Below are 24,844 nucleotides of genomic sequence, written 5' to 3' on the forward strand. Positions count from 1 at the left end.
CTGATCGGTTGGCGCGGCCACCGCCGCTACACTCCGGACCGGCATCGGAACGGACGTTGGGGGGACCGCGATGAGCGGGAACAGGGTGCTGGTGGCCGGGGCGAGCATCGCGGGGCCCGCGCTGGCCCACTGGCTGCGGCGGCGGGGCGCCGAAGTGACCGTCGTGGAACGCGCCCCCGGGCTGCGGCCCGGCGGCCAGGCGGTGGACGCGCGCGGAGTGGCCAAGGAGGTCATCCGGCTGATGGGGCTGGAGACGCCGGTGCGCGCCGCCCGCACCGAGACCGCCGGCGCCCACACCGTCGACGCCGACGGGACCGTGCTGCAGACCTTCAGCGCGGAGGACGACGGTGGCGACGGGTTCATCGCGGACATCGAGATCCTGCGCGGAGACCTGTCGCAGGTGATCTACGACGACACCCGCGAAGACGTCGAGTACGTCTTCGGCGACCGGATCGCCGAGCTCACCCAGGACGCGGACGGGGTGGACGTCACCTTCGCGAGCGGCGGCCGGCGGCGCTTCGACCTGGTGATCGGGGCCGACGGGCTGCACTCGGCGCTGCGCGCGACGGTCTTCGGGCCGCGCGAGCGGTTCGTGCGCCACCTCGGGCTGGTGCTGGCCTTCTACAGCGTGCCCAACGAGTTCGGCATCGACCGCTGGATGATCGACTACCAGCACGAGGGCCGCTCCGCCGGCCTGCGGCCGCTCAAGGACCCCACCCGCGCGATGGCGATGCTCTCCTTCCCGTCGGACGGCTTCGACGTCGACCACCGCGACATCGAGGCGCAGAAGAACCTGCTGCGCGAGCGGATGGCCGGCCTGGGCTGGCGGACCGCGGACATCCTCGCCCACCTGGACGACACGCCGGACTTCTACCTCGACCAGGTCGCCCAGGTGGTGATGGACCGCTGGTCGTCCGGGCGCGTGGGGCTGATCGGCGACGCGGCGTTCTGTTCGTCGCCGATGTCCGGTGGCGGCACCGGGCTGGCCCTGGTCGGCGCCTACCTGCTGGCGGGCGAGCTGGCCGCCGCCGGGTGGGACCCGGAGGCCGGGTTCGCGGCCTACGAGACGCTGATGCGGCCGTACGTCGAGGCCAACCAGGAGATCGGCCGGCTGCACGTGCAGAGCCGCGAGGCCGACGCGGACGCCGAGCCCGACATGGAGGCGCTCATGCCGCTGATCGAACGCGCGATCAACGGTGTCGAGCTGCCGGATTACGCCGAGGTGCCGCTCAGTCCAGCAGCGCGGTGAGCACCCCGTCGAGCAGACGGACGCGGCGGTCGGCGATGCGGTGGACCTCCTCGTCGTGGGTGGCCACGATCACCGCCGCGCCCTCCGCCGCGCACTGGCGAAGGAGCCGCAGCACCCGGGGCGTCGAACCGGCGTCCAGGTGCGCGGTCGGCTCGTCGGTCAGCAGCACCCGCGGCCGGCCGGCGACCGCGCGGGCCAGCGCCACCCGCTGCTGCTGCCCGAACGACACCTCCAGGGGGTAGCGGTCGCCGAGCTCGCCGATGCCCAGCTCGTCCAGCAGGCCGGCGACCCGCTCGGCGATCGCCTTCGGAGCCGGGCGCGGGATGTCCGAGCGCAGCCGCAGCGGCAGGGCGACGTTCTCGGCGATCGTCAGCTCGTTGGCCAGCCCCAGCGCCTGCGGCAGCACCGCGCACGTGTGCCACGGCGGCGCGCCGTTGATCGGGACGCCGTCGAGCAGCACGCAGCCGGAGTCGGGGGAGTCGAACCCGCACAGCAGCGCCAGCAGCGCGCTCTTGCCCGATCCCGACCGGCCCGACACCGTCACCAGCTCGCCGGCACCGACGCGCAGTTCCAGCCCGCGCAGCACCTCGATGTCGCCGCTCGGGTGGGCGAAACTGCGGCGCAGCCCGACCGCTTCCACGAGTGTCATGCCGGTGGCTCCCGTTCTTCGACGCCCTCGAGCGTGCCCTTGTGCAGCCGGGCCACCCGCGCGCCGAGGTCGATCAGGCGTTCGTCGTGCGAGGCGACCAGGACCGCGAAGTCCTGGTCCACCAGGTACTGCAGGGTGTCCAGCACCAGGTCGGCCGACGCCTCGTCCAGCTGTGACGTCGGCTCGTCGGCCAGGATCACCGTCGAGCGGGCGGCCAGCACGCACCCGAAGGCCAGCCGCTGCTGCTGCCCGCCCGAGAGCGCGGCGATCTTCCAGCCGCCGGTGCCGTGCAGGCCCAGCTGCCCGAGGATGTCCTCGGCATTGCACTCGGTCCCGGCGGCTTCGGCCGCGGCGTGCAGGTTCTCGGCCACGCTCAGGTAGGCCAGCAGGTTGTCGGCCGGGTTCTGGAACACCAGCCCCAGGTGGTGGCGCCGCAGCGCCCGCCGCTCGCGGTGCTTGAGCGTGCGGACGTCGGCGCCCTGGAACGTCAGCGTGCCGCGCGCGGGCTGCTCGAACAGCCCCAGCACCCGCAGCAGCGTCGACTTCCCCGACCCGGACGGCCCCGCGAGCACGGTCATCCCGCGCGCGGGCACGTCGAGGCTGACGTCGTCGACGCCGGTGACGACCCCGGCGGGCGTCGGGTAGTCGACGCCGATGCCGCGCAGGGAAAAGATGGGCTTCTCAGGCACGGATCAGCTCCGCGGTCCGGGCGGTGCGCACCGAGCGCACCGCGATCCAGCCGGCCAGCGCGACCACCGCCACGCCGATCACGACGACGGTCAGCACGAACGGCAGCGGATCCGGCAGCTCCGAGCGCGGCGCGAGGAACGTCGCCGGATCGAACCGCGGCACCGACAGGCCCGCCACCGAAACCCCGCACACCACCCCGACGACGATCGCCAGCCCGCTCAGCGCCCCCAGCTCCATGAGGTGACTGGCCAGCAGCGTCCGCGGCCGCATGCCCATCCGCAGCACCAGTGCCCCGGCCAGGGCGTTCTGCCGCCGCCGGACCTCGACCGCCACCAGCAGCGCCAGCACCGCCACCACCCCGAGCACCGCGCCCAGCAGCGCCACGAACGAGAACGTCCACGACACCACGAAGAACGGCAGACCGTCCAAAGCGGACTCCCGGCTGATCCGGTTCGGGATGAACACCCCGGCCGCCCGCAGCGCGGTGGTGGCCTCCGCCATCGGCGCGGTCGTCAGCACGCTCCACTTCGGAATGCCGTCCAGCTGCGCGTGGCTGAGCACCGTGCGCGAGACGACGTACCCGGGGGAGGTGCCGATCATCGGGAACACCGGCAGGTCACCGGCGACGACGGCGTCGGGCAGGTCGTCGGGCAGCTTCGCGTTCTGCTTGGCCGTGTGCCCGACCCGGATCACCGGCGTGCCGCGCGGGTCCGGCCGGGAGATCCGCTCGAGCAGCCCGCCCAGGTCGTCGCCGGGGACGTGCTCCACCGCGGCGCCGCGGGCGAACGTCGCCGGGTCGACCACCAGCACCACGCTGCCGGTCCCGGTCAGCTCGCCGACCACCGTGCTGGTCCCCGCCAGCGCCGCGGGCATCGGGACTTGGCCCATTCCGATCGGGCTGTCGGTGTCGAGCCGGGCGTTGCTGCCGACGAAGATCGCCGACTTGGTGTCGAGGGCCGCTTCCTGGCCGTTGGCGATGCCGATGCCGGTGGCCAGCGTGCCGATGGCGAGGGTGCCGATGACGAGGACCCCGGTCACCGGGGCGCGGGCGCCGGCCAGCCGCCGGATCGCCAGCTGCAGCGCCGGGCGCGACCAGAACCGGGCCCGGTGCGAGGCGTGCAGCGCCAGCCACGCCAGCCGCGCGGTCAGCAGCCCGACCGTCAGCACCACGAACACCGGGTAGGTCAGGGCCAGCGGATCCACCTGCGGCAGGGGATTGCCCAGCCGCGACGTCGTGCCGTAGTGCGCCAGGCGCGTCCAGCCCAGCCAAGCCATGCCCGCCGTCGCCAGCTCCCACGGGAAGTACGCCAGCAGCCGCACTTGCCTGCCACGGCCGCGGCGCACCCGGCCCAGCTCGAACTCCCGGTGCACCCGCACCGCGACGACCAGCGCCAGCAGCGCCAGCGACACCGCCAGGGTCCCGGCGGCGACGCCGATGGCGCGCAGCTCGGCCGCGGGGTCCGGCGCACCGGGTGGGCCGTACACCCCGAGCAGCAGCCGCGCCGCGACCGCGCCCGCCGTCCCGCCGAGCAGGATCGGCAGGCCCAGCTCCGCGACGGCGAGCCCGCCGAGTGCCGCCGGGCCGCTGCCGCGCGCCGAGAGCAACCGCAGCTGCGCGTGCCGCCGCTGGTACCACTGCAGGGCGACGGTGCCGAGGCCGGCGCAGCCGACCAGGACGCTGATCAGCGCCAGCGGCAGGATCGAGACGAACACGTTGTCCTGCGCCTGGGTGGCGATCTGCACCGAGCGCTGGAACGTCGGGACGTCGGCGGCGATCAGCGAGCCGAGGCCCTGGGCGGTCAGGTCGGCGCGGACGTCGGCGACGAGGTCCTTCGAGCGCTGCAGCAGGTCCTCGGCCGCGCTGAGCGTCGTCGGCGCCGGCTCGTAGAAGGAGACGTGGAAGTACTGGATCGTGGGCAGGCCGATCGCCTTGATCGCGTCGTCGAAGGTCTTGCGGTCGGTGGCGAAGACGATCGAGTCGATCGGGTCGTTGACCAGCCGGTCGATGACGGCCCCGGACTGCTGGGAGCACCACCACCGCGGCGGCGGGTCGAGCAGGTCGCGGTAGATGCCGGTGATCGGCGGCAGCGGCACGCCCTGCAGGCTCGGCTTCGTGCCGACGCCGATGTGCTCGGCGTCGGCCACCACGTTGCCCAGCCACAGCCCCGGCGCCCGCGTGCCCTGCTGCGGCGTCAGGTTGTCCAGGCCCACCTGGTCGCGGTAGCCGAGGCGGATCTTGTAGTGCGGGTCGCCGTTGAACTCCGTGCCCCGCAGCACGGTCGTGAACTGGCCGACGACGGGGGCCCCGAACCCGTGCGCGGCGGCGTGCCGCTGGATCGCGCCGGTCACCGCGGGGATGTCCTTGACCGGCATGTTGCCCTTGCCGAAAATCGGGCCGTAGCTGTCCGGGCAGGTGATGCCCGTCTGGTACCGCACCGTCGCGCCGCCGGCCGCGGACGCCTGCAGCACCGCGGCGGTGCCGAGGAAACACGCCAGGAGCGAGGTCACGGCCGCGACGATCAGCGTCAGCGGGCTGGAGAGGGCGGCCTTCGGCGCCGCCCGCCACGGCTTGGTCACTCTGCGTTGTCCATTCTTCCCCCAGATCACCCGCATGGCCCAGGACGCTACCGGCCACCTCACAGGGTTGGAACGTTTTTGTCATGATCGTTGCTCACCCGGTGTGTTCGCGCCCGGTGGCGATTGGTCTGATCCACTGCTGAAAGCGTTCCGCGCCGCCGACGACTTCGCGATCTTCTGAGGCGTTCGGCGGCGTCCGGTTGGGCAACACGGAGGTTGGCCGGGCCGCCGCCACCCGAAAGACTGCGCGTGGACGATCTCCCACCCCGCCAGGAGGCACCCATGCCGCACATCCCGCTCGACCCGCAGCTGCCCGGCATCCGGTCGCTGATGGCCTACCGGCCCGAGACCGCCGTCCCGCTCAACGCGTTGGCGCAGACCCTCCTGCGCGGCCCGAGCAGCCTGACCGTCGGCGAGCGCGAACTGATCGCGGCCGTGGTCTCGAACGGCAACGAGTGCCGCTTCTGCCACGGCAGCCACGCCGCCGCCGCGGCCGAAACCCTCGACGGTGGCCGGGCGGTGGTCGACGCGGCCTGCGCGGGCGTCGACGACGCGCCGGTCGGGGCGAAGCTCAAGGCCCTGCTGCGGATCGCCCTCGCGACCCGCGAGTCGGGCCGCGCGGTGACGTCCGAGCTGATCGAGGCGGCCCGCGCGGAAGGCGCCACCGACGTCGAACTGCACGACACGGTCCTCATCGCCGCGGCGTTCTGCATGTACAACCGCTACGTCGACGGCCTCGCCACGGTGGCCCCGGACGACCCGGCCGCCTACGAGGTGATGGGCAAGATGCTGGCCGCGGAGGGCTACGGCCGCTGACGACGGTTCGCGACGCGCCTCGGGGACTGGCGGCCGTCGGCTGGAAGCGCTGCGACCGGCACGTCGGCCACAACCCTCCCGTCGATCGCGGCAACCCGGCGTGGGCCGGGCAGTTCCCCGCCGCTCTCTGCCAGAACCTCACCCTGACGCGGTGATCGCTCGCCGCGCTCGCACGACCACTGTGCGCGGCCGATCCGCGCGGCGTCACCCCGGTCGGCGGTGGATTCCGGGGAACGGAAGCGGTTTGGAAGCCGGATCGCGCAGAATGCGGGGGAACGCGAAGGAGCCCACGATGAAACGTGCTTTAGCTGCCGCTCTGCTCACCGCGGCCGCGCTCGCCGTGCTCGCCCCCGCGGCGTCCGCGACGAGCGATCCGAACCCGGTCGGCGGGGTGGGAGGCGGTCCCTACATCGGCGATGTGCCGAAGCCCGGCCCTGGGGGCCGGTGACCACCGGGGTCACCGCCGGAAGCCCGCGCTAGGGCACCAGTACGACTCGGCCCGGGCGGCGCCACGCCCGGGCCGCGTCCTGCAGCGGGACGCGCTCGTACTCGACGGTCAGCGCCCCGGCCGTCGCCTGGGCCACCACCGTCAGCAGCGCGTCACGGCGCTCGTCGGCGGTGAGCTCGTTGTTCGTGTAGCCGAGGATCCGCAGCGACCGGCTGCGCAACACGGCCGAGGGGACCGCGAACTCCGCACCGGCCGCGCTGCCGAGGTTGACCAGCCGCCCGCCCGGGCGCAGGGTGCGCAGCGCCGCCGCGGCGGGGAGCCCGCACACCGGGTCCAGCACCAGGTCGACCGGACCGGCCACCGCGGAAAGCCGCCGTGCGAGCCCTTCGACGTCTTCGCCTTCCTCGAGCCGGACCGTGCCGTCCGCGCCGAGCCGGCGGGCCCGCTCCAGCGCGGCCTCCGACCGCGCGCACGCCACCACCCGCCCGGCCCCGGCCACCCGCGCCAGCTGGACGGCCGACTGCCCGACCACCCCGCCCGCGCCGAGCACCAGCACGGTCTCACCCGCGGCAAGTTCTCCCTTGCCCGTCAGGCACATCCACGCCGCGACCGCCGACAGCCCGAGCGCCGCGACGAGCGCGTGATCGGCCTCCTCCGGCAGGACGACCACATCGCCGGACGCGGCCACGGCACACTCGGCCATGCTGCCGTCCCCGGGCCGCATGCCCGCCGCCGTGGCGAACCAGACCGGCGTCCCGGCCGACACCCCGACGCCCTGGACGCCCGGCACATAGGGCGTGACGGGCACGCCGAAGTAGGACGTGCCGGACGCGCACAGCAGGTCGAGCGGGGTGATCGGCGCCGCCGTCACCCGCACGGCGACCGCGCCGGGCCCGGGTGACGGCTCGGCCCGGTCGGCCACCACCGGGGGCCGCCCGGCCGTCCGGATCTCAGCCGCGCGCACCGGCCGTCACACCGGCTGCAGGACGAAGTCGTACCGCGCCTCGAGCCACGGCGTGGCCGATTCCCCGCCGTCCGGCGTCGGCCCGGGCTCCCGCGGCTCGAAGGCGACCACCAGCTCCTGCTTCGTGCCGAAGACGACGTCGCTGTCCAGGTACTGCGCGCCCTCCTGGAACAGGTGCGTGATCAGCGGCTCGTACCCGGCGGCGTTGATCAGGAAGTGCACGTGGGCGGGCCGGAAGTGGCTGATGTCCGTGCCGCGGATCAGCTCGCCGACCGGGCCGTCCATCGGGATCGAGTACCCCTTCGGCGCGATGGTCCGCACGCAGTAGGTCCCGTCGGCGCGGCTGGTGTACTTCGCGCGCAGGCGGGCCTCGTCGATGTCCGGGATCTGCGATTCGTACGCGCCTTCCTCGTCGGCCTGCCAGACGTCCAGGACCGCGCCGGTGACGGGGAAGCCGTCCAGGCCGCGGACCGCACCGGTGATGTAGAGCGGCGTGCCGGGCAGGCCGTCGGACATGTCGCCGCCGAACTCCTTCTCCGGCGAGCCGTCGATGTGGAACGGGCCGAGCACGGTGGCCGGGGTCGCCTTGGCGTCGAAGGCGTGGTTCATCTGCACCACCAGCATGCTCAGGCCGAGCACGTCGGAGGCGAGGATGAACTCCTCGCGCTTCTCGTCGCTGATCTGGCCGGTCTCGGTCAGCCACCGCATCGCGGCCATCCACTCGGGCTCGCTCAGCCGCACTTCGCGGGCGAAGGCGTGCAGGTGGCGCACGAGCGCGGCCATCACCTCCGCCGTCCGCGGGTCGTGCGCGCTCGCCCAGCGCTGCGCGGCGAGCTCGGTGATGTTGTCCTCGGTGACCAGCTGCATCGGCGTTCCTCTCACGCGTGCGGATCCGGCGGGACCGACCGGTTGTTCGAGTCGACGGACAGGAAGATGTCGTTGGCGACGGGCCGGCGCAGCTCCTCGGCCAGCTGGCCGATCAGCCCGGCGGTCCGGGCCAGCAGCGCGAACCCGCGCAGCAGTTCCAGCGGCAGCCCGAGGTCGGCGAGCGCGGCGCCGCAGACGCCGGCGCCGTTGAGCGGCAGCGTCTTGCCCAGCACCCGCGGGTGCACCCGGCCGATCGCGGCGAACAGCTCCAGGTGCGGGCCGCGCAGGCCTTCCTCGTCGGCGATGGCGAACAGCCGCGGGGTGCGCGGGTCGCCGTCCTTGTGCACGTGGTGTCCGAGCCCGGGCACGAACTTCTTCTCCGCGCGGGCTTTTTCGACGGTTTCGAGCGCGAGCGCGTCCCAGCCGGCCTGGTCGGTGGGCCGCTCGCCCGCTTCGACGAGGACCTCGTGCAGGAACCGGCCGCAGTCCTCGGTGACGCCGAGGAAGCGCGACCCGCCGCCCAGCAGCCCGGCGGCCAGCGCGCCCTGGACCGAATCCGGCGCGGACAGGTAGGTCAGCCGGGTGACGATCGCGGTGGGGGTGAAGCCGTGGTCGGCCAGCGCGGCCAGCACCGCCTCGAAGACCCTCGTTTCCCCTTTGGACGGACGACGTTGCGTCGCCAGCCGGAAGGCGAGCTCGCCGAACCCGACCGTGCCCATCACGTCTTCCGCCAGGTCCTGTCCGAGCAGCGTGATCTTGTCCCTTGTGGACGCCCCGAGAGCGGTTTCGTAGACCGGGTCAGCCATCGGCGGGCTCCGTCAGCCACGCCCGCAGTTCCACACCGTGCTCGTCGAGCTCCGGCGGCGGCAGCCGGTAACCGGCCGGCGTCGCGGAGAACCGGATGGGGTGGCGGGTCGTCGGGACCGCGCGGTCGCCTTCGCCGACCTCGACGATCGGGTCCAGCCCGAAGCGTTCGGCCATCGCGAACCCGCCGTCGATCGTGTTGATCGGTCCACACGGGACACCGACTTTCGTCAGCGCGTCGAACCAGTCCACCGCACTGCGTTTCAGCAGCCGCTCGACCAGGATCGGCCGCAGCTCCTCGCGGTTCTTCGTGCGGTCGGCGTTGCGGGCGAACCGCGGGTCGTCCGGGACGCCGGGCAGGTCGAGGACCTCGCACAGCCGGCGGAACTGGCCGTCGTTGGCCGCGGCGACGATCAGATCGGCGTCGGCCGTCGGCAGCGGCTCGTAGGGGAAGACGCTGGGGTGGGCGTTGCCCATCCGGTAGGGCACCACGCCGCCGGCGGCGTAGGCCGAGCTGTGGTTGACCAGCCCGGTCAGCGCCGAGGACAGCAGGTTGACCTCGACGTGCTGGCCCTCGCCGGTCGCGTCGCGGTGGCGCAACGCGGCCAGGATGCCGATCACCGCGTGGTTGCCCGCCATGACGTCGAACACCGAGATGCCGGCCCGGTACGGCGGGCCGTCCGGGTCGCCGGTCAGGCTCATCAGGCCCGAGATCGCCTGCACCATCAGGTCGTAGCCGGGCACGTGCGCGCCTTCGCCCGCCCCGAAGCCGCTGATCGACGCGTAGACGCTGCCGGGGTTGGCCCGGCGGACCGCGGCGTAGTCCAGGCCGTACTTGGCCAGCCCGCCGGGCTTGAAGTTCTCGATCAGCACGTCCGCGCGGGCCGCCAGCTCGCGGGCGACGACGGCGTCGGCCTCGTCGCGCAGGTCGAGCGCGATGGACCGCTTCCCGCGGTTGACGCCGAGGTAGTAGGTCGAGACGTCCCCGCGCACCGGCGGCATCCACGTGCGCGTCTCGTCACCCTGCGGGCCCTCGACCTTGACGACGTCGGCGCCCATGTCCGCCAGCAGCATCGTGGCGTACGGGCCGGCCAGCACCCGGGAGAAGTCCGCGACCAGCAGCCCGGACAGCGGACCGGGGGGTGAATCCACGCCATGCCTCCACTCGTGTCCGTCTGACGGACTAGTGTCCGCAGTCTGCTCCCGAGCGCGGCGGCGGTCAAGGGACCGCGGGGACGGTGACGTGCGGGACGCTGTCCAGCCGAGCGAAGTCCGCGCTGATCTCGCCGGCGGTCTGCAGCAGCAGCGGCAGGTGGTGGTCGAGCAGCTTCTCCACCGGCGTCTCGGCGGCGTGGCAGTTGACATTGACGCCGGCGATCACCCGCCCGGACCCGTCGCGCAGCGGCGCGGCCACCGAACGGATGCCCAGCGCGAGCTGCTCGTCGGTCAGTGCCCAGCCGCGGGCGCGGACCTCGCGCAGTTCGGCGTCGCGCTCGGCGCGGTCCGGCTGCCAGCGCGGCACCAGCCCCGACCGGGTCGGCTCGGCCAGCACCGCCTCCAGCTCGTCCGGCGGCAGGGCGGCGAGCTGCACCTTGCCCAGCGACGTGGGCAGCGCCGGGAACCGGGTGCCGATCTGCACGCTCAGGCCGACGATCTTCGGCACCGAGACCCGGGCGACGTAGACGATGTCCGAACCGTCGAGCTGGGCGATCGAACACGACTCGTTCGTGCGCGCGACCAGCCGTTCCAGGTGCGGCCGGGCGACGTCCCACAGGCCTGTCGAGCGCACGTAGGCCACGCCGAGGTCGAGCACCCGTGGCGTCAAGGAGTAGTCACGGCCGTCGGTGCGGACATAGCCGAGCTCTTCGAGGGTGAGCAGGATCCGGCGGGCGGTCGGGCGGGCCAGGCTGGTGGCCGAGGCGACTTCGGCCAGCGTCATCGCCCGCCGGCCGGGGCGGAACGCCGTGATCACCTCGAGCCCGCGCGCCAGCGCCTCGATGAAATCGGGACCCGTTCCCTCGCGTGGCATGCGCCACCTCCCTCTCCGATGGTGCCCACCCGCAGCGTAACCGCGGGGATTGACACCGGCGCGGCGCTGGACGAAAGTGGCGGCACCCGTCGAGTGTCCGCGCAGCGGACAAGTGTACGCAGTCGGCAATGGAGGCAGTCATGTCCGGATCGATCGTCCTGCGGGCTGGCACGGTGCTGACCCTCGACGACGCGCGCCGCGTCCTGCCCGGCGAAGACGTCCTGGTCGACGGCGACCGCATCGCCGCGATCGGGCCCGCGCTGGACGTCCCGCCGGGCACGACCGAGGTCGACGCCTCCGGTGGCGTCGTGATGCCGGGGATGATCGACACCCACCGGCACCTGTGGCAGACCGCCATGCGCGGCTACGGCGCCGACTGGACACTGACCCAGTACTTCGTCTGGTACTACCTCGAATGGGGCAAGGTGTTCCGCCCCGAGGACATCTACGCGGGCAACCTGCTCGGCGCGTGGGAAGCCCTGGAAGCCGGCGTCACGACCACCGTCGACTGGTCCCACGGCCTGCAGACCACCGGGCACGCCGACGCCGCGGCCGACGCGCTCGAAGCCGTCCCCGGCCGGTTCGTGCTGGCCTACGGCAACATCCAGGACGCCCCGGCGAACTGGACGGCCACGCCGGAGTTCCGCGACTTCGTCGCGCGGCGCGCCGGCGGCGGCCTCGAAGGCTTCCAGCTCGCCTTCGACGTCACCGGCGATCCCGCGTTCCCCGAGAAGCCCGCGTTCGAAGTCGCCCGCGAACTCGGCGTGCCGGTGACCACGCACGCCGGCGTGTGGGGCGCGACCGGCGACGACGGCATCCGGCTGATGCACGACCACGGGTTCATGACCCCCGAGACGATCTACGTCCACGGCGCGTCGCTGTCGGCGGACTCCTACCACCGCATCGCCGCCACCGGCGGGTCGGTGTCGGTCTCGACCGAAAGCGAGCAGAGCGCCGGCCAGGGCTACCCGCCCACCTGGGCGCTGCGCCAGTACGGCATCCCGGTGTCGCTGTCGATGGACACCTCGGTGTGGTGGAGCGGCGACCTGTTTTCGGCCATGCGCGCCACGCTGGGCGCCGACCGGTCCCGCGAGCACCTGGAGGCCCACGCCAAGGGCGAAACGGTGACGCACGCGGCGCTGCGCGCGGAGCAGGTCGTGGAGTGGGCCACCCGCGGCGGCGCCGCCGCGTTGGGCCGCTCGGACCTGGGCAGCCTCGAGGTCGGCAAGAGGGCCGACGTCGTGCTGCTGAAGAACGACCACTCGCCGGTGTCGTTCCCGCTGCTGAACCCGTACGGCCACGTGGCGTTCCAGGCCCAGCGCGCCGACGTGCACACCGTGCTGGTCGGCGGCCGGGTGGTCAAGCGCGACGGCAAGCTGGTCGGCGTCGACCTGCCCGCGGTCCGGCGGCGCGTCGAGGACACGGTGGAGTACCTGCGGGCGCAGCTGGGGGAGGAGGCGTGGCGGCAGGGGATGAACCCCGACGTCCCGGAGACCAAGGTCCTGGACAACCCGTACACCTACACCGACTACCAGAGCGACCGCACCCACGGCGGCTGAGCTACCGTTCCGCTCCGTGGTCCAGGTCTTCGTCCAGCCCGCCTACGGCACCGCGGACGCCCGCCGCTACGGCGCGGAGTCCCTCGAAAAGACCGTGGCCTTCCGCGAGTCGGCCGACCTGCTCGATCCCGCGGACCTGGCCCGCCTGGACGCGCTGCACCCGGGCGGGCGGGCCCGGTTCTGGGGTGCCAAGGACAAGTACGACCGCCGGATGGACACCGTGACCACCGGCGACGTCGTGCTCTTCACCGGCGGCAAGCACGTCCGCGCCACGGCCGAGGTCGGGCACGGGTTCCGCAACCCCGCGTTCGCCCGCCGTCTCTGGCGGCCCGACCCGGGGAAGTGCCTGTTCAGCAACGTCTACAGCCTGCGCCGCTACCGCCGCGTGGACCTGCCGTACGAGGCGATCTGGGCGCTGCCCGGCTTCAACCCCGGCGACAACTTCATGGGCCTGCGGTTCCTGGACGAAGCGAAGTCCGCCGCGGTGCTGGGCCTGCTCGCCGCCGTTTCGGAGCGCTGAGGGCGCATGCTCAGCAATGCGGCATCACGTCGTCGAAGGACGCGCAGTTGTCCTGGTCCCACGGGGTCGACTGCCACTGCTCGGCCGTCAGGATCCGGGACGTGTCGCCCGCCACGAACTTCCAGGGCCCGTAGTAGGAGTTGCTGAACCAGTAGTTGCCCTGGTCGTGCGTGATGGCGTCCTGGACGACCTTGCCCTGGTACGGCGACCAGGACGGGTACGTCCCCCAGTTGGACAGCAGCGCCATCTTGCCGCAGGAGCCGTTCGTGCAGCCGACGCGGGCCGGGTCGAAGCGGAACGTGTTGTCGTGCACCTCGACCAGCTGGGTCTTCCACCGGCAGTCGTCGTACAGCGGCGGGGACGCGATCCCGGGCGCCGAACACTGCGTGCGGTCGGCGACGAGCTTGGTGCAGGTGTTGATCGAGGTGTTGGCCGGGCTGTTGCAGAACCGGTCGGCGTTCTCCCAGGCGGTGATGCCGGACCAGTTGTCCTCGAAGGTGTTGTCGTAGATGTCGATGAGGTGCGTGCGGGCCGGCACCCGGGGCTCGCCGCCGGACTCGGACAGGTAGACGCTCGCCACCGGGAAGTTGTCGCCTTTGTCGGCGCGGCGCTTGCCCGCGACCAGGCTGTTGCGCCGCAGGACGTTGTCGCGGAAGACGAGGTTGTAGCTGATCTCGTAGAACAGCGCCTCGGCGTCGTTGTCCTCGATGAGGTTGTTCTCGATCAGGAAGTCGTTGTTGTCGGTGTCGGCCCAGAGCCCGGCGCCGTGGTTGTGGTGGATCCAGTTCCCGCGGACGTCGGCCTTGTCGACCACCCAGAACTTGATTCCGCCGCTGCACCCGCAGCCGGGGTTGCGCGTTTCCCAGTCGTCGGTGTTGTTGCCCGAGATTTCGTTGCCCTCGACGATCAGCGCGGTGATCGTGCTGTCCGACCGGTAGGCGTTCATGCCGTACTGGCCGTTGTTGCGCAGGCAGCTGTGCCGCACCTCCTGGCGCGCGCCCGCCATGATTCCCGCGCCTTTGTTGTTCTGCACGGTGGTGTTTTCGATGATCCAATGCTCGCCGGAATCGTGGTTGACCACGCCCTGGTCCTGCGGGGCGACGAAGTTCTGGACGGTGAGCCCGCGGATGACGACGTTCTTCGCCTGCTGGGTGAAGGCCGCGCGGTTGATGCCCTGCCCGTCGAGCACCGCGCCGGGAGCGCCGAGGTAGACGTCGCCGTCCTTGGGGATGACCTGCCCGAACGGGTCCGCGGCCAGCAGGTGCGTGCCCGCGGGCAACCAGAACGTCGTCCCCGGTGGCGACTCCTGCGACTTGCGGTACAGGTCGCCGGGCACCGCGGCGTCCACGGTGACCGCACCCGCGGGAGCGGTGGTGTTGACCAATGGCTGGTGATCGCACACCGGCCCGGGTGTCACCGCGGCCGCGGCCGCCGGTCCGGGCGGCACGACGAACGCGGCCAGCAGAACAACAGCCAGAATGGAGCTCATCGGCGACATGGGGGAAACCTACGCAATTGACTGCGCAACGGCGTGGTCCGATCGAGTCCATTCATGTGCTTTTCGGGTGTACCAGGTAACGAAAAATACAGTGATTACTCCACGACTGTGAATACCGTGGGAACAATAGGTGGACGGTTCTGTTATCGTGGTGCGGCGTGGGTTTACACCCGGATTTCAGTGCGGGGGCGGGCTCGGAGCGGTGCGGCGCGGGTGGGCCACCTGCCGCGGTCCGCGCGGCCGGGCGGCCGAGCGCCGCTGCGGGCGACCGGCGGACGGCGACCGGGCCCGCCGCCGCGCCGGCCCCGGACCACGGTTTTATCCGTTAAACGGAGAACTACCTGAGCGAGTGATTTCGCGGCGATCATTACGGTCACTTCCGCGGCGGCGAACTAGGCTGGTTCGACCCCATTCCGGATCTGTCCTCCACCTGGCGGTTCCCGCGCACCGATCGGGTATTTGCGCAGGTCAAGGCCGCATCGTAGGTCTGTTGTGGCGGTAACGTCACCTTTCGGACAGAACTTCTGCCCCGGCGTCCGGGCCCCGAATGAAACCCGGTTGCCGCACTCAGGAAGGAACCCCGAGAAATCATGTCCACATTGCGACGACTGGCTGTCGCCGGCGCTTTCGCGCTGCCGCTTTCCCTCGTCATCGCCGGGCCGGCGACGGCGCACCCGCTCGACTGGCCGCACGACTCGTGGAGCGCCGAGAGCTCCAGCAGCTGGGCCGGCATCGGCGGCGCGGGCACGACCGACACCGACGAAGGCGCGACCTGGTGGGGACACCACTGGTCGGAGCAGGACTCCGCGGTGGCCGGCATCGGCGGCGCGTACGTGACGCACAGCGGCGAGTCCGGCGACGACCACGGCTGGCACCACCCCGGGCACGACGGCTGGAACGACGGGGACGACGAGGACTGCGACGACTACGACACCAGCGACCACGACAGCGACTACGACGGCGACTACGACGGCGACGCCGGGCACGCGGTCGTGCACCACGCCGTGAGCCACCCGGACCCGGTGGACCAGGAGCCGGCCGGCTACGTCGTGCACCCGGTGTACGACGCTGCCGACGACGACGATGATGACGCCGACGACGTGGGCTACTACGCCGAGCAGCACTCGGCGGGGGTGGCCGGCGCGACCTCGGCCCACGTGGTGAGCCACGCGGGCGAGCACCACGCCACGTACGAGGCGGAGAAGCTGACGGCCGGCCCGCACGGCGCATCGTCGGAGGGTGCGCACGCGGTGGCCGTGCCGGACTACGCGGGCTACCACGCCTGGTACACCGCGGCCGGCGTGGGCGGGGCCGCGGCGCACTCGGTCACGGCGGTCGCCGACGCCACGGACGACGACGACGTCTGGGCCGACCACGACGCGGACAGCGACTCCGACTACGACGACGACTGACCGCCGCCGTCCAAGCCGCGGCTGAGCGAGCCGGGTCCGCACCGCGCGGACCCGGCTCGCTCAGCAGGGCGCGTCCGCGGCCGGGGTGAACTCCAGCCGGAGCGAGTCGGTGCGCGGCAGTACCAGGGCGGTCCCGTCGGCCTTGTGCCACTGCACGGGGAGCAGGAAGTACTGGCCGCCGGACTGCAGGACCAGCTTCAGCCCGGTGTACCGGTAGCGGTAGGCGGTGTCGGGGTTGCGACACTGCGTTTCCCGGACCCCGGGTGCGGTGAGGTTCAGGCTCTTCGCGCTGTACAGAACGGTCTCCGGCGGCGTGGCCAGAGCGGCTTCGATCTGGATGGCCCGCCCGATGCCGACCGAGGCGGAGTAGTCGGCCACGGCCCAAAAGAGTCCCACGCTGACCAGTGCGAACGCCGCCACCCACTCGGCGGTCGCCACCGCGGCCGGCAGTTGTGGGCTGCCGCAGCCGGCCACCAGCAGGGCCAGGGCCGGCCCGATCGGGCCGGGAATCCGACGCATGGGTGCCTCTGTTTCTCCCACTCCCCGAAGCAGTAGTCGCCCGGCCCGGGAGCCGGTTACAAGATCGGCGGCTTCAATCGAGGTACACGCGGTAGCCCTGGGCCACGGCGCGGAACCCCAGCGATTCGTAGAACGCGTGCGCCGCTTCGCGCCCGGACCGGGACAGCAGCTGGACCTTGTAGCACCCCGCTCGCCGTGCCGCGGCGAACGCCGCCTCCATCAGGGCGGCACCCACGCCCGACCGCCGGTGTCCGGTGGCGACCACGACGTTCTCGACCAGCATGAACGGCCGGGCTCCCCGGGTGAGGTTCGGCAGCGTCGCGCAGTCCGCCGTTCCGATCACCGCGCCGCCGCACTCGGCGACGAGGATCACCCGGCCGGACTGGGCCTGGACGGCCCGCCAAGCGGCCGCCGCCGCCTGCGCGGACGGGGGCGGGTCGTCCGGGTGCAGCTCCCGGAACAGGGCGAGCAGGGCCGGAACGTCCGCCTCGCGAGCGGGCCTGGTCGTGATCGTCATACCGGCCACTCTGCCCTTACGGGCAGCCGGGCGTACCCGAAGGTTTGCCGCTGCGTGGCTGGCCGGGCCGGGTTCTCGCGATCATCGTGGAGGCACCGCCAGTGCGAGGAGGTCCGCCGGTGATCCACGAGGTCGACGAGGCGCTGCGCCGGCTGGTGAAGGACGAGGCGCTGCGGGGCAGCGAGGTCGACGTCGCCTTCGACGCGCCCACCAAGGACTGGGCCGCCCGGCGGAACGCTCCGACGGTGAACATCTACCTCTACGACGTGCGCGAGGACATGCGGCGCCGGTCGCGGGGGCTGCTCAACGAGTACGACCAGCGCGGGGAGGTCGCCGCGCGGCACCTGCCGCCCAAGCACGTCAAGCTGTCCTACCTGGTCACCGCGTGGACCCAGCGCCCCGAAGACGAGCACCGGGTGCTGTCGGACCTGCTGCTCGGCCTCCTGAGCCACGAGGCCGTGCCGGCCGAGGTGCTCACCGGGTCGCTGGCCGAGATGGGACTGCCGGTGCCGATGACCGTCGCGCTGCCGCCACCGGAAGACCGCGCGTTCGCCGACGTGTGGACCGCGCTGGGCGGCGAACTCAAGCCGTCACTGGACGTCGTCGTGTCCGCCCCGATCCACAGCGGACGCGTCTACCCGGCCGGGCCGCCCGCCAAGGAAGGCCTCAAGCTCGACTCCGGCGGCGGCGAGCTCATCGGGCACCACGTGTCCGCGGCCGGGGCCGTCGAAGGGCAGCGCCGGGTCGCGATGGCCCGTACCCACCGGAAGCCCCGGTGAGCCTGGAGTACCTGTTCGAGCGGCTGGCCCGGCTCGAACAGCGCATCCGCGACGCCGTCGACAGCCGTCGCGCGGCCGACCCGAACCCCGACGACCCGTTCCGCGGCCTCTACCTGTCCAACGAGACGATCGACGCGCTCCTGGAAGGGCTCCGCGAGCCCTTCACCCCGTTCACCGACTCGGCCCCGGACGGCCGGCTGCGCCCGCTCGCCGAACGCGCGGAGCTCACCGGCGTCGACGTCGAACTGCTGCTGGTCGCGCTCGCCCCCGACCTGGACAGCCGGTTCGAGCAGTTCTACGGCTACCTCAACGACGACGTGACCCGCCGCCGCGCCAGCGCCGGGCTGGCGCTGCGCCTGTGCGGGATCCCCGAGGCGTCAGCCGCCGGCCGCGCCCGGCTCGACGCCGACTCGCCGCTGGTCACCTGCGGCCTGCTCGCCGTCGGCGAGGACGAACGGCCGTTCCTCTCGCGCACCCTGCGGGTCCCCGACCGGGTGGTCAACCACCTGCTCGGCGACGACCGGCTCGCGCCCGAGCTCGCCGGCTGCGCGCACCTGGGCACCGAGCTCGTCGACGTGCCGGGCCGGGAGCGGCTCGCCCGCGCGCTCCACGGCGGGGTCAAGCTGGTCTACCTGAAGGAACAGCCCGGTGGCGGCGCCGAAGAGCTCGGCGTCGGTGCGCTGGCCGCGGCCGGCTACCCGGCGCTGGTGGTGGACGCGGCGCGCTGGCAGGCCGAGCCCGGCCGCGCCGAGCTCACCGCGTCGCTGCGGCGGGAGGCGTTGCTGCGCGGCGCCGGGATCGTGCTGGGCCCGGTGGAGGACCCGCGGCTGGAGGAGCTGGCGCACCCGGCGATCCCGCTGGTGGCGCACGGCACCGGCGCCTGGGACCCGCGCTGGAGCGCGACGCCGCCGTTGCAGCTCGACGCGCTGCCGCTCTCCGGCGCCGACCGCGCGGAGCTCTGGCGCAGCCGCCTCGACGGCCGGCTCGCCCCGGGCGTCGACCCGGGCGAAGCGACCGCGCACTTCGTGCTGGGGCCCGGGCAGATCGCCCGCGCGGCGAAGGCGGCATCGGTGACCGCGCTGGCCGACGACGGGCTGGTCCGCATCGACCACGTCCGCGCGGGCGCGCGCAGCCAGAACGCCGCCGGCCTGCAACGGCTCGCGCGGCGGATCGAACCGGTCGTCGGCTGGGCCGACCTGGTGCTGCCGGCGGGGGTGCTGTCGCTGCTGGACGAGCTCGCGGCGCGGGCGCGCTACCGCGACCAGGTGCTCGACGACTGGCGGATGCGCCCGGGCGGCGGGCGCGGCCGGGGCGTGACCGGCCTCTTCGCGGGGGATTCGGGTACCGGCAAGACGATGTCCGCCGAGGTCATCGCGGCGTCGCTCGGACTGGACCTCTACACCGTGAACCTGGCGACCGTGGTCGACAAGTACGTCGGCGAGACGGAGAAGAACCTGGAGCGGATCTTCACCGAGGCGTCCGGGGTCAACGGCGTCCTGCTCTTCGACGAGGCGGACGCGATCTTCGGCAAGCGGTCGGAGGTCCGCGACGCGCACGACCGGTACGCCAACATCGAAAGCGCGTACCTGCTGCAGCGGATGGAGACGTTCGACGGGATCGCGGTGCTGGCGACGAACCTGCGGGCGAACCTCGACGAGGCGTTCACGCGCCGGCTCGACGTGATCGTGGACTTCCCGCTGCCGGACGTCGAGCTGCGCCACCGGCTGTGGGACCGCTGCCTGGGCACCCGGATGCCCCGGGGCGCGGACCTGGACCTGGGGTTCCTCGCGGAGGCGTTCGAGCTGGCGGGCGGCCACATTCGCTCGGCCGCGGTCACCGGCGCGTACCTGGCGGCCGAGGCGGGCCGCCCGGTGGGGATGGGCGACCTGGTCGGCGCGGTCGCGCGCGAGTACCGCAAGCTGGGCCGGCTCTGCCTCGACCGCGAGTTCGGGCCCTACCTGGCGATGGTGACGGACGGCTGAGCTGCCCGTAGGGGCAGCGTTCGCTGCCCGTCCGGACGCGCACCGCAGTCTGGCGTTCGCCTCGCCGACGGGGCAAGCTTTACGGGCGGCGGAGGGAGCGAACATGCGCGGGCACAGTCACGAAAACGACCTCGACCCGACCCTGCGGCCGAAGGGCGACCGCATCGACCGGGAGGACCACGACCTCCTCGGCCGGGCGGCGGCGGCCGGCCGCACGGACGTCCTGGGGCCGGCGGGCATGCTGGGCCTGCAGCGAGCGGTGGGCAACGCGGGCACGGCGTCCCTGGTCGAGGAGGAGCGCTCACCGGTCCACGACGTGGTCGGTTCGGGCGGCGGCGCGCCGCTGGACACGGCGACGCGGGCGGACATGGAGTCCCGCTTCGGGGCGGATTTCTCCGATGTGCGGGTGCACACCGACGGGGCCGCGCACGACTCGGCCAAGTCGGTGAACGCGCAGGCTTACACGGTGGGTTCGAACATCGTTTTCCAGCGCGACAAGTACGACCCGTCGTCGGATACCGGCAAGCACATGCTGGCGCACGAGCTGACGCACGTGGTGCAGCAGCGCAGCGGCCCGGTGGACGGGACGGACACCGGCGGCGGGGTGAAGGTCTCGGATCCGTCGGACCGGTTCGAGCGCGAAGCCGTGGCGAACGCGGACCGGCTGATGTCGACGCCGGCGCCCGCACCGGCCGGGCCCGCGGTGCAGCGGTGCGAGGACGGTGGGCACGACGAGCCCGTGCAGCGGATGACCATCCAGCGCGAAGAAGAAGCTCCCGCCGCCGAAGAGGGCGAAGAGGAGAAGATGGCGCAGACGTACGTGCAGCGTGAGGAAGAGACCGAAGAAGAGGCCTGATGGCGGGCGGCGGCCGAACCGCCACCCGCCGAACGTCACGCCACGCCGGTGTCCCAGGCGTCGGCCGCGGTGTTTTCGCCCCAGTACTCGTTCACGTGGACCGTGACCGCGTATCCGTCCGCGAAGAAGTTCTCGTGGGTGGACACGCACTTGCCGTCGTTGGACGGGTCGAAGGTGAAGGTCCACGAGGCACCGTAGGGCCCGCCGGACGGGACACCGCGAATGGTGGCGGCGATGCCACGGCCGTCCGTCTTGTTGTCGCACACGGTGATCTTCTCTTCGGAGGGATAGCCTGCCAGGTCGGCGTCGAAGAAGACCGCGCCACTCTTGCCGACCGTGTACAGCCACCCGACGTTCTTGGGCGGCAGCTCCGCCTGTGCCTGGGCACCGGCACCGAGCACGCCGGCCGTCACCGCCGCCGCCAGGACCCCCGACCGTCTCGCCCACCGCTTCATCGATCCTCCACTCGTTCGTGCCGCAACCAGGATCGGAACGGTGTCGCACGTCGCTTGTGGATGCCTTGCAGCACGGTGGCACCGGCCGGGGTCACTCCTTCCCGTCGGGTCCGGTGAAGCCCGGGATCTCCACGTCCTTGCGGTACCGCTCGGCCGCGCCCGTGTCGGCGTCCTTGGACCCCTTCTTGCTGTTGCAGGACCCGCACAGGACCTCGAGATTCCCCGGATCCGCGTAGAACTGCGAGCGGTCGCTCTGGCCTTTCGCCCGGCCCTGGGCGTTCCAGTGCCCGGCCACGGACTTCCGGTGGTCCAGCGCGTAGTTGTCGGCGTTGTTCGGCTTGACGCGGGCGGCGACGTGCGGGGCGATGCCGAGGAACGGGACACCCGGGCAGGTGAACGTCACCCCGTCCGGCCGCATCACCGCGGCGATCTTGGCGGCGTCGTGGCCGCTGTACTTGTGGGAGCCGCCGTAGAAGACCGCGCGGACGTCGTGGTACTCGGGCCGCAGCGTCTTGCCGTCGATCGTGTACTGCGTCTGGTCCGCGCCGCCTTCGGCCGGGGCGAGTTCGGGGCCGCCGTTCGGGGTGTTGGCCAGGAACTTGAGCACCGGGAACGTCGGCCGCCCTTCGGAGCTCCTGCTCCGGCCGCCGGCGTTGCGTTCCAGTTCGTACTGCAGCGTCACCCAGCCGTCCGCGCGGACGTCGGTGACCTTGGCGACGCGGTTGGTGGACTTCACGACGAACCGCTTGCCGAGGTAGACCTTCGCTTCGTCGACGGGCGCCATCGGGCCGAGGGGGAGTTCGCCGGTGTCGTCGGTCGGGTTGATCTCCAGGTGGGTCTTGAACTTGCCGGTGCTCCCCGGCACCAGCGCGATCTTGGTGAGCTGGTAGGTGTCCTTGATCTTCGGCAGTGCCGCTTCGACGGTGTGCTGGGTGGCGTTCGGCTTGCGCATCTCCGCGTCGGCCGCCTGCTTGGCCTGGGCGAGCGCCTGCTGCTTCTGGGTGGCGCTGCGCGGGTCCGGTACCCCGCTGTCCTTCTTGCCCTTGAGCTTCGACCAGACCTTCTTGCCCGCCTTGACGATCGTCCCGACGACCGAGTCGATCACCTTGCCCACCGGGGCCTGGACCTTCTCCAGCACCGACTTGATCTTCTCCGAAATCCCGCCCAGCCCCAGCAGGCTGGCCAGGAACCCGAGCACCATCGGCAGCGCCTTCGCCAGGGTTCGTTCGATCAGCCCGGCGACTGCCCCGGCCCCGCCGCGGGCGATCGACTCCACCGAGTCCAGTACCGAATCCACGAACTCCTTGATCTGCGCGGCCTTGTCCACGAAGAACATGACGATGTCGTAGATCGCCTTGCAGGCCTTGATGAACGCCGCCGCCGGGTTGAGCATCGAGATGATCCAGGTGATGCCGGCCTTGACGATCTTCTCGATCACGAATTCCTTGATCCGGCCGAGCACCATTTCCTTGAGGTCGCCCAGCTTCTGGACGATCCAGCGCCACAGGCCCGGCACGCCCTCGGTGATCAGGACCTTGACCACGTCGAGGGTCTGCTCCAGCTTCGCCAGCACGGGTTCCGGGATGAACCGCAGGATCCGCGCGCGGACGCTCGCCCAGGTCAGGCCCAGCAGCGACAGCACCATCTTCAGGATGCCCTTGGCGTCCAGCGCCTCCGGGATCTCGATGCCCGCGCTCGCGAGGTTGCCCAGCAGCCACCCCTTCAGGCCCTGCTTGAGGTGCTCGACGATGTTCGCGCCGAAGTTCATCACCCCGGTCTTGACCGCGTTGACCAGGTTCCCGAGGAACTCGATCGGCTTCGCGATGATCAACCCGACCGCGTTCGCGGCCCGCGACAGCACGCCGAGGAGCATGTCCTTCAGCTTGAGGATCGTCTCGATCGCGCCGCCGACGGCCTCCTTCGCCTTGCTCCACAGGCCCTTGTTCTCCGCCTGCAGTGCCTTGATCTCTTCGTCGACGGCGGTGCGGGCCTCGGTGTACTTCTGGGCCAGGTCCTCGACGAGCGCGTCCTGCTTCTCGTCGACGGACTTCTCGAGGTCGTCGAACTGGCCGCCGAACTCCTTCGCCGCCTCGCCCGCGATCTTGCGCAGCGCGGGCGACTGGGACGCCACCTTCTGCTGGACGCGGGTGCGGCCGTCCGCGATCAGCTGTTTCGCCTCTCCCAGCTTCTGACCGACGAAGTCCGCGATGTCGCCGATGACACCCTGCATCTTCGACTCGTAGACCTTCTTGGCCTCGAGGAAGAGGTTGTTCGCTTCGGCCGGCAGGTCGGCGAACAGGTCGTACGCCCAGCGCGCCGCGCCGGTGATGCCGTCGTAGCGCTCGTCCTTGTAGCGTTTCATCCGCGCCTGGTGGTCGGCGGTGAACGCGGCCTTGGCCTGCGCCTCGCCCGCCTCGAACTTCTTCGCCACCTGGTCGTCGAGCGCGCCGAGCACGCCCTCGACCTTCGTCTTGGTCTCGTCGAAGATCGCCTTGATCTCGCCGGTGATCCGCGCGCGGTCCTGCTCGTCCTTCGACTTCGTGGCCGACTTCGCCGCCTGGCCCTTCTGGCCGGCCGACGAGCGCGCGCCCGTCATGCCCGCCATCGCGGCCTGTCCGGATGCCTGGGCCGCGCCGGTGACCGCGGCCAGCTGCCCGGCCTCGGATTCGCGGACCGCGGCCGGTGCCGAAGCCGTGTGCTGCTCGCCTTCCTGCTTTGCGGCCAGCGCGCCGGTGAACTCCGGCTCGTTGGACTCGGCCAGCTGCTGGTCGGTGACGCCCGCCGCGGCCATCGCGCCCTGGGTTTCGCACTGGTCGGCCCGCAGGTCGGTCTGTTCGGGCGGTGCCTTGTCCGGGGTCGCCTTGCGGGCGTCCGGCGGCGCCAGTGCGGGCGGGGCGGGTGCTTCCGGCAGCGGCGTGACCGGCTTTTCCACGGCCCGGCTGGGATCCGGCGGCTCCTTCGTCCGGTCGGTGACGTCCTTGGCCGAGGCGTCCTTGCCGCTGGTGACCTTGCCCAGCACCTCGGTCTTCACCTGGTCCGCCTTGCCGGACGTGGCGAACTTGTCGGCGTCGTCGAGGTTCTTGGGCGCCTGCTTGGCGACCGCGGCGTTCACCGCGGCGATGAAGGCCGCCTTGTCGAAGCCGGCGGGCTTCGCCGCCGCCATCTTGTCGGCCTGGGCGGCTTTGGCCTGCGCGTCCTTGTCGTCGGTGGGCGCCACGGCGGCGTCCTGGGCCCTCTTGACCTCCGCGCCGGCGGGCGGGTGGGCCTTCGCCGTCTTGGCCTTGTCGCCGACGTCCTTCTTCAACGACTGGAACTTCGGGTCGGCCGCGGGGGTGACACCGGGCGGGGCGACCGGGGGAGCGGGACAGGCCTGCCGCTGCAGCGCGACCAGCCGCGACACCGCCGCGTTGCCCGCGGCGGTCTGCAGGCGCAGCAACGCGGGCGGAGCCGTCGGGCGCACCGGACGGGATGGCCGCGCGGGCTGCCCGGACGGCTCCCGCTGCGCCTTGTCCCGCCCAGTTGGCATGGGTTCAACTGTCGGCCCCCTCGGGCCGGTTGCCAACGACCGGACGGGCGGGCGCAACTGCCCGAACGGGCAGTTGCCTTTAAGGGCAGAGATCGGTTCCCGCGGGCCTAGCCGCACGGTCGTTCCGC

The 24,844-nt window shown here is 72.1% G+C and carries 22 protein-coding genes; 9 read left to right on the top strand and 13 right to left on the bottom strand.

Features of this window, described 5'->3' with window-relative positions; all coding sequences use genetic code 11:
* Positions 1 to 70: 70 nt before the first annotated feature.
* The gene (locus tag ACWED2_RS13025; protein WP_449690651.1) at positions 71 to 1,249 is read left to right on the top strand and encodes an FAD-dependent monooxygenase; all 1,179 of its coding nucleotides are present in this window, start codon (positions 71 to 73) and stop codon (positions 1,247 to 1,249) included.
* Here ACWED2_RS13025 and ACWED2_RS13030 read toward each other — a convergent pair.
* From ACWED2_RS13030 to ACWED2_RS13040, 3 genes are read right to left on the bottom strand one after another with little or no spacing between them, the layout of a single operon-like run.
* Positions 1,230 to 1,898: an ABC transporter ATP-binding protein gene (locus ACWED2_RS13030; protein ID WP_449690652.1), complete on the bottom strand. Its 669-nt coding sequence runs from the start codon at positions 1,896 to 1,898 to the stop codon at positions 1,230 to 1,232. The two genes, ACWED2_RS13025 and ACWED2_RS13030, sit on opposite strands and share 20 nt — an antisense overlap.
* Positions 1,895 to 2,587 carry an ABC transporter ATP-binding protein gene (locus ACWED2_RS13035; RefSeq protein ID WP_449690653.1) on the bottom strand — a complete coding sequence of 231 codons (693 nt, stop codon included), beginning with the start codon at positions 2,585 to 2,587 and terminating at the stop codon, positions 1,895 to 1,897. The genes ACWED2_RS13030 and ACWED2_RS13035 overlap by 4 nt, the downstream gene beginning before the upstream one ends.
* On the bottom strand, positions 2,580 to 5,165 hold the full coding sequence (locus tag ACWED2_RS13040; RefSeq protein ID WP_449690654.1) for an FtsX-like permease family protein: 2,586 nt from the start codon (positions 5,163 to 5,165) through the stop codon (positions 2,580 to 2,582). The genes ACWED2_RS13035 and ACWED2_RS13040 overlap by 8 nt, the downstream gene beginning before the upstream one ends.
* Before the next feature lie 282 nt (positions 5,166 to 5,447).
* On the opposite strand from ACWED2_RS13040, the gene ACWED2_RS13045 reads away from it, so the two are divergent.
* Positions 5,448 to 5,981, top strand: coding sequence for a carboxymuconolactone decarboxylase family protein (locus tag ACWED2_RS13045; RefSeq protein ID WP_449690655.1), 534 nt, complete (start codon positions 5,448 to 5,450; stop codon positions 5,979 to 5,981).
* A gap of 292 nt (positions 5,982 to 6,273) precedes the next feature.
* Complete coding sequence (locus ACWED2_RS13050) at positions 6,274 to 6,429, top strand: hypothetical protein (RefSeq protein WP_449690656.1); 156 nt, start codon at positions 6,274 to 6,276, stop codon at positions 6,427 to 6,429.
* 28 nt (positions 6,430 to 6,457) lie between these two features.
* Here the strand turns inward: ACWED2_RS13050 and ACWED2_RS13055 are convergent, their stop codons facing one another.
* From ACWED2_RS13055 to ACWED2_RS13075, 5 genes are all read right to left on the bottom strand, one after another.
* Entirely contained in the window at positions 6,458 to 7,393 is a 936-nt protein-coding gene (locus tag ACWED2_RS13055) for a quinone oxidoreductase family protein (protein ID WP_449690657.1), read from the bottom strand.
* A 6-nt stretch (positions 7,394 to 7,399) separates the two neighbouring features.
* Complete coding sequence (locus ACWED2_RS13060) at positions 7,400 to 8,260, bottom strand: dioxygenase family protein (protein ID WP_449690658.1); 861 nt, start codon at positions 8,258 to 8,260, stop codon at positions 7,400 to 7,402.
* Between the two features lie 11 nt (positions 8,261 to 8,271).
* A complete protein-coding gene (locus ACWED2_RS13065) occupies positions 8,272 to 9,066 on the bottom strand; it encodes a citryl-CoA lyase (RefSeq protein ID WP_449690659.1) in 795 nt (264 codons plus the stop codon).
* Positions 9,059 to 10,216 (bottom strand): CaiB/BaiF CoA transferase family protein, encoded by a 1,158-nt coding sequence (locus ACWED2_RS13070; RefSeq protein ID WP_449690660.1) that lies wholly within the window; start codon positions 10,214 to 10,216, stop codon positions 9,059 to 9,061. The genes ACWED2_RS13065 and ACWED2_RS13070 overlap by 8 nt, the downstream gene beginning before the upstream one ends.
* A 67-nt stretch (positions 10,217 to 10,283) precedes the next feature.
* Positions 10,284 to 11,093, bottom strand: a complete 810-nt coding sequence (locus ACWED2_RS13075; protein ID WP_449690661.1) for an IclR family transcriptional regulator domain-containing protein — start codon at positions 11,091 to 11,093, stop codon at positions 10,284 to 10,286.
* Positions 11,094 to 11,233: 140 nt separating this feature from the next.
* Here ACWED2_RS13075 and ACWED2_RS13080 point away from each other — a divergent pair, with 140 nt between their 5' ends.
* Complete coding sequence (locus tag ACWED2_RS13080) at positions 11,234 to 12,652, top strand: amidohydrolase family protein (RefSeq protein WP_449690662.1); 1,419 nt, start codon at positions 11,234 to 11,236, stop codon at positions 12,650 to 12,652.
* 16 nt (positions 12,653 to 12,668) lie between these two features.
* Positions 12,669 to 13,172, top strand: coding sequence for a hypothetical protein (locus tag ACWED2_RS13085; protein WP_449690663.1), 504 nt, complete (start codon positions 12,669 to 12,671; stop codon positions 13,170 to 13,172).
* Between the two features lie 10 nt (positions 13,173 to 13,182).
* On the opposite strand, the gene ACWED2_RS13090 is transcribed toward ACWED2_RS13085, so the two are convergent.
* The gene (locus tag ACWED2_RS13090) at positions 13,183 to 14,670 is read right to left on the bottom strand and encodes a right-handed parallel beta-helix repeat-containing protein (protein ID WP_449690664.1); all 1,488 of its coding nucleotides are present in this window, start codon (positions 14,668 to 14,670) and stop codon (positions 13,183 to 13,185) included.
* A 590-nt stretch (positions 14,671 to 15,260) separates the two neighbouring features.
* Here ACWED2_RS13090 and ACWED2_RS13095 point away from each other — a divergent pair.
* The gene (locus ACWED2_RS13095; RefSeq protein WP_449690665.1) at positions 15,261 to 16,082 is read left to right on the top strand and encodes a hypothetical protein; all 822 of its coding nucleotides are present in this window, start codon (positions 15,261 to 15,263) and stop codon (positions 16,080 to 16,082) included.
* A 60-nt stretch (positions 16,083 to 16,142) separates the two neighbouring features.
* Here the strand turns inward: ACWED2_RS13095 and ACWED2_RS13100 are convergent, their stop codons facing one another.
* Both ACWED2_RS13100 and ACWED2_RS13105 read right to left on the bottom strand, forming a co-directional pair.
* On the bottom strand, positions 16,143 to 16,601 hold the full coding sequence (locus tag ACWED2_RS13100) for a hypothetical protein (protein ID WP_449690666.1): 459 nt from the start codon (positions 16,599 to 16,601) through the stop codon (positions 16,143 to 16,145).
* Positions 16,602 to 16,674: 73 nt separating this feature from the next.
* A complete protein-coding gene (locus ACWED2_RS13105) occupies positions 16,675 to 17,118 on the bottom strand; it encodes an N-acetyltransferase family protein (protein ID WP_449690667.1) in 444 nt (147 codons plus the stop codon).
* 119 nt (positions 17,119 to 17,237) lie between these two features.
* Between ACWED2_RS13105 and ACWED2_RS13110 the strand changes: the two genes are divergently transcribed.
* The 3 genes from ACWED2_RS13110 (at position 17,238) to ACWED2_RS13120 (ending at position 20,735) form a co-directional block, all read left to right on the top strand.
* Positions 17,238 to 17,897, top strand: coding sequence for a DUF4255 domain-containing protein (locus ACWED2_RS13110; protein ID WP_449690668.1), 660 nt, complete (start codon positions 17,238 to 17,240; stop codon positions 17,895 to 17,897).
* Complete coding sequence (locus ACWED2_RS13115; protein WP_449690669.1) at positions 17,894 to 19,879, top strand: ATP-binding protein; 1,986 nt, start codon at positions 17,894 to 17,896, stop codon at positions 19,877 to 19,879. Before ACWED2_RS13110 ends, ACWED2_RS13115 begins: the two co-directional genes overlap by 4 nt.
* Positions 19,880 to 19,982: 103 nt before the next feature.
* A complete protein-coding gene (locus tag ACWED2_RS13120; RefSeq protein WP_449690670.1) occupies positions 19,983 to 20,735 on the top strand; it encodes an eCIS core domain-containing protein in 753 nt (250 codons plus the stop codon).
* 35 nt (positions 20,736 to 20,770) lie between these two features.
* On the opposite strand, the gene ACWED2_RS13125 is transcribed toward ACWED2_RS13120, so the two are convergent.
* The gene (locus ACWED2_RS13125; protein ID WP_449690671.1) at positions 20,771 to 21,190 is read right to left on the bottom strand and encodes a hypothetical protein; all 420 of its coding nucleotides are present in this window, start codon (positions 21,188 to 21,190) and stop codon (positions 20,771 to 20,773) included.
* 91 nt (positions 21,191 to 21,281) lie between these two features.
* Complete coding sequence (locus ACWED2_RS13130) at positions 21,282 to 24,716, bottom strand: phage tail protein (protein ID WP_449690672.1); 3,435 nt, start codon at positions 24,714 to 24,716, stop codon at positions 21,282 to 21,284.
* Positions 24,717 to 24,844 lie beyond the last annotated feature (128 nt).

Source organism: Amycolatopsis sp. NPDC005003, from assembly GCF_053600695.1.

What these genes read in the sequence shown, in the direction of transcription:
- ACWED2_RS13025 (WP_449690651.1), top strand. Translation starts at nt 71, where the DNA reads ATGAGCGGGAACAGGGTGCTGGTGGCCGGGGCGAGCATCGCGGGGCCC.
- ACWED2_RS13105 (WP_449690667.1), bottom strand. Translation starts at nt 17,118, where the DNA reads ATGACGATCACGACCAGGCCCGCTCGCGAGGCGGACGTTCCGGCCCTG.
- ACWED2_RS13050 (WP_449690656.1), top strand. Translation starts at nt 6,274, where the DNA reads ATGAAACGTGCTTTAGCTGCCGCTCTGCTCACCGCGGCCGCGCTCGCC.
- ACWED2_RS13090 (WP_449690664.1), bottom strand. Translation starts at nt 14,670, where the DNA reads ATGTCGCCGATGAGCTCCATTCTGGCTGTTGTTCTGCTGGCCGCGTTC.
- ACWED2_RS13030 (WP_449690652.1), bottom strand. Translation starts at nt 1,898, where the DNA reads ATGACACTCGTGGAAGCGGTCGGGCTGCGCCGCAGTTTCGCCCACCCG.
- ACWED2_RS13075 (WP_449690661.1), bottom strand. Translation starts at nt 11,093, where the DNA reads ATGCCACGCGAGGGAACGGGTCCCGATTTCATCGAGGCGCTGGCGCGC.
- ACWED2_RS13120 (WP_449690670.1), top strand. Translation starts at nt 19,983, where the DNA reads ATGCGCGGGCACAGTCACGAAAACGACCTCGACCCGACCCTGCGGCCG.
- ACWED2_RS13065 (WP_449690659.1), bottom strand. Translation starts at nt 9,066, where the DNA reads ATGGCTGACCCGGTCTACGAAACCGCTCTCGGGGCGTCCACAAGGGAC.
- ACWED2_RS13095 (WP_449690665.1), top strand. Translation starts at nt 15,261, where the DNA reads ATGTCCACATTGCGACGACTGGCTGTCGCCGGCGCTTTCGCGCTGCCG.
- ACWED2_RS13045 (WP_449690655.1), top strand. Translation starts at nt 5,448, where the DNA reads ATGCCGCACATCCCGCTCGACCCGCAGCTGCCCGGCATCCGGTCGCTG.
- ACWED2_RS13080 (WP_449690662.1), top strand. Translation starts at nt 11,234, where the DNA reads ATGTCCGGATCGATCGTCCTGCGGGCTGGCACGGTGCTGACCCTCGAC.
- ACWED2_RS13100 (WP_449690666.1), bottom strand. Translation starts at nt 16,601, where the DNA reads ATGCGTCGGATTCCCGGCCCGATCGGGCCGGCCCTGGCCCTGCTGGTG.
- ACWED2_RS13130 (WP_449690672.1), bottom strand. Translation starts at nt 24,716, where the DNA reads ATGCCAACTGGGCGGGACAAGGCGCAGCGGGAGCCGTCCGGGCAGCCC.
- ACWED2_RS13060 (WP_449690658.1), bottom strand. Translation starts at nt 8,260, where the DNA reads ATGCAGCTGGTCACCGAGGACAACATCACCGAGCTCGCCGCGCAGCGC.
- ACWED2_RS13125 (WP_449690671.1), bottom strand. Translation starts at nt 21,190, where the DNA reads ATGAAGCGGTGGGCGAGACGGTCGGGGGTCCTGGCGGCGGCGGTGACG.